Here is a 6,939-nt window from a genome sequence, read left to right on the forward strand (position 1 = left end):
TGAATGCCTGAGCATCAAGACGCAGAAGAACCCATTCGCACTTTGCCGCAAGTTACTGATCAACGCCTCTCGCGCGGCTTATGATCAGTTACAGCTGCTTCTCGCAGCTACTGCGTAACATCAGTTACTTAAAAAATGAAGTCATCGCCTACGAAAAATTCGTACCGTGTTTGCGAAGGCAAAACCCGTGAATTTACAGATGCGCATATGTGCAAACAGCGGGCAAGCAGACCCACACCCAGACCAGATCAAACCAACCCTACAAAGCCCGCATCCTCCTGACTTGAAATCACCTCAATCGACCGCATCTTGGGCGCATAGCATCAAATAACCCCTGTCGTAACGAGGTGACTTCCATGAGCAAACAAACGCTCGGCTTTCAAGCCGAAACCAAGCAACTCTTGCAGTTGATGATTCACTCCCTGTATTCCAACAAGGAAATCTTCCTGCGTGAGCTGGTCAGCAATGCCAGCGACGCCTGCGACAAGCTGAAGTTCGAGGCGTTGAACAACGACGCGCTGTATGAAAACGATGGCAGCCTGCATATAGATGTCGCGTTCGACAAAGAAGCCCGCACCATCACCATCAGTGACAACGGCGTTGGCATGACACGTGATGAAGTCATCGCCAATATCGGCACCATTGCCCGCTCTGGCACCAAGGAGTTCTTTGGCAAGCTCAGTGGCGACGCCCAAAAAGACGCCAACCTGATCGGCCAATTCGGCGTGGGCTTTTACTCCGCTTTTATCGTGGCCGACCGCGTTAGCCTTACTACCCGCCGTGCCGGTGACAGCACCGCTATTCGCTGGGAAAGCGAAGGCGCGGGCGAATTCACGCTGGAAGACGTGGCGAAAGAAGGCCGCGGTACGGAAATCGTACTGCACCTGAAGGAAGGTGAAGACGAATTCCTCGATGACTGGCGCTTGAAGTCCATCATCAAGAAATATTCCGACCATATCACCCTGCCTATCCGCATGAAAAAGGGGAATAGCTATGGCGAGAATGGCGAGGTCATCGTCAGCGACGAGTTGGAAACAGTAAACAAGGCCAATGCCTTGTGGGCGCGTAGCAAGAACGACATCACCGAAGAAGAGTACAAGGCTTTCTACAAGCATGTTTCGCATGACTGGGAAGAGCCATTGGCCTGGAGCCACGCACGCGTGGAAGGCCGCCAGGAATACACCGAACTGCTATATGTACCAAAGCGTGCACCGTTTGATTTGTACGACCGCGAACGCAGGCACGGTGTGAAACTGTTCGTACGCCGCGTCTTCATTATGGAAGACGCTGAAAAACTACTGCCGCAATACCTGCGCTTTGTCCGTGGCGTTATCGACAGCAACGACCTGCCACTCAATGTATCGCGCGAAATCCTGCAACACAGTAAGGACATCGACGCCATCAAGGCCGGCTGCGTCAAGAAGGTGTTGGGCCTGCTGGAAGACATCGCCGAAAACCGCAAGGACGACTATGTCGCCTTCTGGAAGGAATTCGGTAAGGTTCTGAAAGAAGGCGTAGGCGAGGACCACGCCAACAAGGAACGCATTGCCGGTTTGCTGCGCTTTGCCTCCACCGTGGCCGACACCGAAGAGCAAACTGTCTCATTGGCTGAGTACATCGCCCGCATGAAGGAAGGCCAGGACAAGGTCTACTACGTCACCGCCGACTCCTTCTCTGCCGCCAAGAACAGCCCGCACCTCGAAATCTTCCGCAAGAAGGGTATTGAAGTGCTGTTGCTGAGCGACCGCGTGGATGAATGGTTTGTCAGCAGCCTGACCGAGTTCAACGGCAAAGCCCTTTCCTCCGTCGCCAAAGGTGGTCTGGACCTTGGCGCGCTGGAAGATGAGTCCGAGAAGAAAGAACAGGAAGCCAAGGCCGATGCCTTCAAGGACTTGATCGCCAAAGTACAGGAAACACTGGGCGATAAGGTCAAGGAAGTGCGTATCACCCACCGCCTAACCGATAGTCCGGCCTGCCTCGTGGCAGACGAACACGGCATGAGCGGCAATATGGAGCGCCTGCTGAAGTCTGTGGGCCAAAACGTCGGTGGCTCCAAGCCTATCCTTGAAATCAACCCCGACCACGTATTGGTTGGCAAGCTAAAGGCAGAGCTGGCGGGTGATCGTTTTGGCGACTGGAGCCACATTCTGTTCGACCAGGCACTGCTAGCCGAAGGTGGCACGCTGGAAGACCCGGCAGGGTTTGTGAAGCGGCTGAATAGTCTGATGTTGGCGATGTCGAACTAAGACCTGTTGAACGTCTTTGAGCCAGGCCTGTTTCAACACAAAACGCCCATTCCAATGAATGGGCGTTTTTGTCTATACTCCCGGAGTCCTCCCCCAAAAATTTGCAGGTCTATTCAAACCACCTTATGCATTTTGTGGCATAACATGCTGGCGGCATGCCTAGCATAGGCCCTGCCCTGCCCCACAATAATAAGGAGACACCCTTGCAATCCCTGACTATTCTGCGCCACGGCGTGGTCGCCACTGCCTTTTGGTCTGCCACTCACTCTGTCTTCGCGGCGACCACACTGCTGTCTGCCGGTGCCGTTGCCGCCCCAGATCAATACGGTGCCGATGTCGCCGCCCATATCCTCAAAGCCGGGGGCAATGCCGTCGATGCCGCCGTTGCCACAGCTTTTACCCTGGCAGTGACCTACCCCGAAGCAGGCAATATTGGCGGCGGTGGATTCATGACGCTGTTCGTAAAGGGCAAGCCTTATTTCCTCGACTACCGCGAAGCTGCCCCAAAAGCGGCAACCAAAACCATGTACCTCAACGAACAAGGGGAGGTCATCGAAAACCTGAGCCTGATCGGCGCCAAGGCTGCAGGCGTACCCGGCACGGTGATGGGCTTATGGGAGGCGCACAAACGCTTTGGCAAATTGAAGTGGGCCGACTTGGTCAAACCCGCCATTGGCTATGCACAAAACGGCTTTATCGTTGCACCAGGGCAGTTTCAATACCGCGATGACGCCGTGAAGTTCTTTTCCGACAAGACCAACTTTTCGACCTACTTCAAAAAACTACAGGGGGGAGAAACCTTCCGCCAACCAGAATTGGCCGCCACGCTGCAACGCATCGCCAAGCAGGGGCCCGCGGACTTTTATCGCGGCAAAACGGCAGCATTGCTTGTCGCCCAGATGAAAACCGATGGTGGACTGATTAGTCGAGAAGACCTCACCAGCTACCGCGCAAAATGGCGCGAGCCGATTCGTATCGATTGGCGTGGCAATGTTATCTATACCGCGCCGCCACCCAGCTCGGGCGGCATTGCACTCAAACAGTTGCTCACCCTCAAGGAACACCGCGCCGCAGACTTCAAGGACGTTGCGCACAACTCGGCCCGCTATATCCACCTGCTTTCCGAGATCGAAAAACGGGTATTTGCCGACCGCGCCGATTATCTGGGCGACCCTGATTTCTCCAAGGTTCCCGTCGAACAACTCACCGATGCCGCCTACCTGAAACGCCGCGCCGACGAGATCAACCCAGACGCCATCTCCGCCACAGAGAAAGTACGGCCCGGCTTGGAATCACATCAGACCACGCATTTCTCGGTAGTCGACAAATGGGGTAATGCCGTGGGCAATACCTATACGCTGAATTGGGACTTTGGCAACGGCGTGGTGGTAAAAGGCGCAGGCTTTTTGCTGAACGACGAAATGGACGACTTCAGCGCCAAACCCGGCGTAGCCAACGCATTTGGCGTGGTTGGCAAGGACGCCAATGCCATCGCACCCGGCAAACGCATGCTGTCGTCGATGAGCCCCACCATCATGACGCGTGACGACAAAGTTGTGATGGTCATCGGCACACCCGGTGGCTCGCGTATCTTTACCTCCATCTTCCAGGTACTGAATAATGTTTACGACTACAACATGCCCTTAATGCAAGCCGTGGCTGCGCAGCGCGTACACCACCAATTGCTACCCAAGGACACGATTTATTTCGAAGGCTATGCCCCACTGAACGAAGAAGTGGCTGGCGAGTTGAAGACCATGGGTTACATCTTGAAAGACCAAGGGTGGAAGATGGGCGATATCCAGGCCATCCGCATCAACGGCAAAACCCTGGAAACCGCATCAGACCCACGCGGGCGGGGTGTGGGGAAGGTAGTAAAGTAGGCATTGGGATAACTACCCCACGATTACCTGTTCAAAGTCTGGTGAAACAAGGTGAAAACGGCAAGTGACGCGGCGTCTACAATATGTGGTGAACGTTTTATGGGTATTTTCAATGCAGCATCACCAAAGTACAGCAGACATTTGGACAGGCTCAAAGAACGTATTGACGGTCTTCTATCTCAATACATAAATAATGCCGCAGACGTCTCTATTGGTACGCTCGACACATCTTTGCGCGTAGGGATAAGGAAATTCCGAAGCCCTACAGCTGGTATTTGCGACACGTTGCCATTGATAGCGAAACATCACGCTCGTATTTGTCCCCCAATAGAAGCCAAAGTCAGCACAGTAGCGTCAACGTTCAGGCGGCAAGTAGGTCCAACAATTGCTGGGACTCAGATACGACTTTTGTCGGCATCATTCCCCTGCAACCTCACCAGGACGCAATCATGCTGAAAGGCCTTAACCGCTTATGGTGGCTTAGCATCAATCGCCTTAGCAAAGTGCAGCAAGCAGCATAAAACCTTGGTGAAGGCCCTGCTTGCGCCAGCCCCTTCCAAACGTACTCAGGTTAAGCCCGCTCGGGCCAAGGTCACCCAAACAAAAACCAGCCAATCACGTACGCGTACCGCCAGGTTAACAACCAATCCAGCGGCCAAACTTGCTGGCACCTGGTTGTCATCCTTCTACAACTCGTTTTCAGATAGCGACAAACTGACTGCACGGCGCATGCAGTATGGGCTGTACCTGCCGGCCAAAATGCCCTGGCCAACAAAGGCTACGGCATTTCATTCTTACTACTGCATTTATCTAATCGTGCACAAATAAAGCACGGGCGCTGGTGAATATACCGGGAACGGAGGTCTCACCTTTTAGATTTGCCAACATACTGGCGCTTTGCCAGTACTGGTTGGCACTGTCCAAACCCGTCAGCGCACTGTCTTCCGCTTCAAGCGTGTTGAACCCCATTGATAGCAAGTCGGCTGTGCTTGGCGTGCGCCAGCCACTACTCAGGCCGCATTGGTTAGTCGCGTTCGCTTTCTCAAGCAATTCAATGGCTCCATCCTGGCCAAATTCCTTTTGCCAGGCCACGCTGCCACTTTTGGCCAGGAACCACATCTTGGCGGTCGCTTTGTGGCGGAAGCAGTCGGATTTACCGGCTTGCGGAATGCCGGTTCTGTCGATGGCCTGGATAGCGCCGATGTGGACATAGCGGACCAGCCGGCTAGCAGCTTTGGGCTTGCTGAAGTCATCGCTCCGGCTATTACCGCTGCCGGAGAATGGTGCACGCCATGCCAGTTGGTAGAAGCCCGATTTGTCACGCGTCCAGTAAAACTGGGCAGCGTCGTGATCGCTGAACACCGCTGGGTCTTTCAAGCTGGCTTTATCGGCCTTGAATATGGTTTCCAACTGGCTGGCCTTAGGTAGCTGCCAATCGCTGTACCCACACAGGTTTTTCAACCGGGCCAGGTCCACCAGGGCTTTGCTCATTTCCAGCTTGTTATCGCTATCCACTCCCGATGCATAGTAACCATTCAACGGCCACGGCGTTTGTCCCTTGATGCTGGCACCTTGGTTGTTGGTCAACGTAAAGTCGGTCAACATCCACACGGTGTCTTCCGCATCGCCAATCACCCGCGCACAAGCTGCATCATTGCGGTTGGCTGTCAAACCACCATCGGCACGAATCAACTGGTAGTCGTTGGGTACATCCTGCAGCGACCGCAGTTTGGCCTCGGCTTGAGGCAGCAGTGCATCGACATCCACCAACAAACGTTGCAGAGTCAGCAACCGGCCACTTAATAGCTGTTGCTGCGCAGTCGATAGCTTGTCGGACTTCAGCGCATCCTGCAGCGCAGCAATGCTTTGCCGTAACACCAGCTGCTGTGCGCGCATAGCTGTCAGGGCCGGCTGGAGGTCGGTAACGGTAGGGGTGCTGGAGGTAAATGCGGCATTCAAGGCATTAAAGCGCGCAGTACCGGTCGCTGCCCCTTCTGATGCGCGTTGATCGAGTGCATCGATGCCCGGCTGCAATTGCAGTACTGCGAATTGCGCCTTCACCGCCGCGATTTTGCTGGCCATCTCGTCGTAAACCAGCTGTTGGTCTACTAAACGGTTTTGCAGCATCGCCAATGACTGCTGCAATCGCGTCGCATCGGCAACCGCGTCTCGCAGCAGCTTTTGCCCCTGACCATCCTTTAGCACATTACCCTGCGCATCGGTCTGGTACAGCACGCGTTCGGCCAGGACAAGCGGCGCTTTGGGCTTGTCGAGCAATTTGCCCCATGCCTGCCTGATGGCAATCAGTTCAGCAATGGTCTTATCGGCAGTGGCAGCATCTATGGATTGCAATGCCTGTGCGGCCTGCAACGCATTTTTCATTTCGGTTTGCTTGATGCTGACCTGTTTGAATTGGTCGTCCGCCTCTTGCAATGCGTCTTCTACCCGCTTGGTCAAAGCTGTCGGCTCCAGTTGCACACCGGCTACCAACCTCGCCACGGTATAACGCAGCATAGGCGCACCTTCTGCGCCGCGTAGTTCGTCCCGTGCCATTTCACCCAGGCCCAGGGTGTAGTCAAACCAGGCGAACTGATAGAGCAGGCGGTCTACCTTGCCCAACTTCAAGGCATTGGCTTCATAGCTGGCAGTCCAATAATGCGGACGGATTGCCGCTTCGCCCATCGTAACTGATGTTACGCAGTGCATACGCTAACCTGTCGCCATGAAGAACAAAGAACTCGATTTGTACACCGACTATTTGCTGAGCACGTTTGGCGCGGCGACAGCAACGGGCTTGTCGGCGATGGTAG

General features: G+C 54.6%; 3 protein-coding genes. 2 read left to right on the top strand and 1 reads right to left on the bottom strand.

From position 1 onward, the window contains the following. Positions 1-356 precede the first annotated feature (356 nt). The gene (gene htpG, locus CSQ89_RS18790) at positions 357-2,246 is read left to right on the top strand and encodes a molecular chaperone HtpG (protein WP_099407595.1); all 1,890 of its coding nucleotides are present in this window, start codon (positions 357-359) and stop codon (positions 2,244-2,246) included. Between the two features lie 203 nt (positions 2,247-2,449). Continuing rightward, positions 2,450-4,129 carry a gamma-glutamyltransferase gene (gene ggt / locus CSQ89_RS18795; protein WP_308418182.1) on the top strand — a complete coding sequence of 560 codons (1,680 nt, stop codon included), beginning with the start codon at positions 2,450-2,452 and terminating at the stop codon, positions 4,127-4,129. A gap of 810 nt (positions 4,130-4,939) precedes the next feature. Here the strand turns inward: ggt and CSQ89_RS18805 are convergent. After that, positions 4,940-6,811: an Lcl domain-containing protein gene (locus CSQ89_RS18805; protein WP_144114604.1), complete on the bottom strand. Its 1,872-nt coding sequence runs from the start codon at positions 6,809-6,811 to the stop codon at positions 4,940-4,942. Positions 6,812-6,939 lie beyond the last annotated feature (128 nt).

This window comes from Chitinimonas sp. BJB300, assembly GCF_002735695.1.
Classification (GTDB): Bacteria; Pseudomonadota; Gammaproteobacteria; order Burkholderiales; family Chitinimonadaceae; genus Chitinimonas.